Consider the following 1205-nt stretch of genomic DNA (forward strand, 5'->3'; position numbering starts at 1 on the left):
TGGTAATCCCCCCTAAAAATAAAAGGATCTAAAAGTAGAATTTTCTCTTAAGATACGAGCAGGAGATTCTGCATGAAAACATCTAAATTTACTGACAGCCAGATCATATCCATTTTAAAACAGGCGGAGTCTGGCACACCTGTAGCTACCCTTTGCCGTGAACACGGCATGAGTAATGCTACCTTTTATAAATGGCGTGCCAAATATGGTGGTATGGATACATCATTAATGGCTCGACTGAAAGAGCTAGAAGCCGAAAATACCAGACTTAAAAAGATGTATGCGGAAGAGCGATTAAAGGCCGAAATCATCCAGGAAGCGATGGCAATGAGCAGCACTGCTGCGCAAGGGTAAAGCCATCTTGCCGGCGTAAGATGGCACAACAGGCAGTTGCCCAGCATGCCATTAGTATTCGTTTGGCTTGTAAAGCATTTGGCATTAGTGAAACCTGCTACCGCTATCAAGCCAAACTCAGCGATGACAATGCACTCATTGCTGAACAGCTCATTGAACTCACTGAGGAAAATTCCGATTGGGGCTTTGGTTTGTGCTTCTCGTATTTACGGCATGTTGAGAGTTGCTGCTGGAATCACAAGCGGGTTTACCGCATTTACTGTGAGTTGGCACTGAATCTGCGTATTAAACCGAGAAGAAGACTAAAACGGCATGCGCCTGAACCATTGAAAGAACCAATCCGAGAAAATCAGGTTTGGTCATTAGATTTTATGCATGATCAGCTTTCCGATGGTCGCAAGTTTCGATTATTGAATGTGATTGATGATTACCGCCGCGAAGGCCTAGCCATTGAAGCAGGGTTCTCATTGCCCACAATCAGGGTTATTCGTACGTTGAATCAATTGCTGGAGTGGAGAGAAAAACCGTTAGTGATCCGATGCGATAATGGTCCCGAATTTATCAGTCACGAATTTGTGCGCTGGGCTACTGAGCACGGTATTCGTATTGAATATATTCAACCGGGTAAGCCACAGCAGAATGCGTATATTGAACGCTATAATCGGACCATACGTTATAGTTGGCTGAGCAAGCATTTATTTGATACTTTGGATGAAGTACAAGATTATGCAACAAACTGGTTGTGGCATTACAACCATGAAAGACCACATCAAGCTAACAAAGGAAAGCCACCTCTAATGGCTGCTTAACCTCTACTTTTAACTTCGGTTATTTATGGGAGGATTACCCTA

At 43.5% G+C, this 1205-nt stretch carries 1 pseudogene; it reads left to right on the forward strand.

Annotation, left to right across the window (positions count from 1 at the left end):
- The first annotated feature begins 72 nt into the window (after positions 1-72).
- Positions 73-1163, forward strand: a pseudogene (locus tag C9E89_RS22675) (IS3 family transposase).
- Positions 1164-1205 lie beyond the last annotated feature (42 nt).

The organism is Acinetobacter sichuanensis (assembly GCF_003024515.2).
Classification (GTDB): domain Bacteria; phylum Pseudomonadota; class Gammaproteobacteria; order Pseudomonadales; family Moraxellaceae; genus Acinetobacter; species Acinetobacter sichuanensis.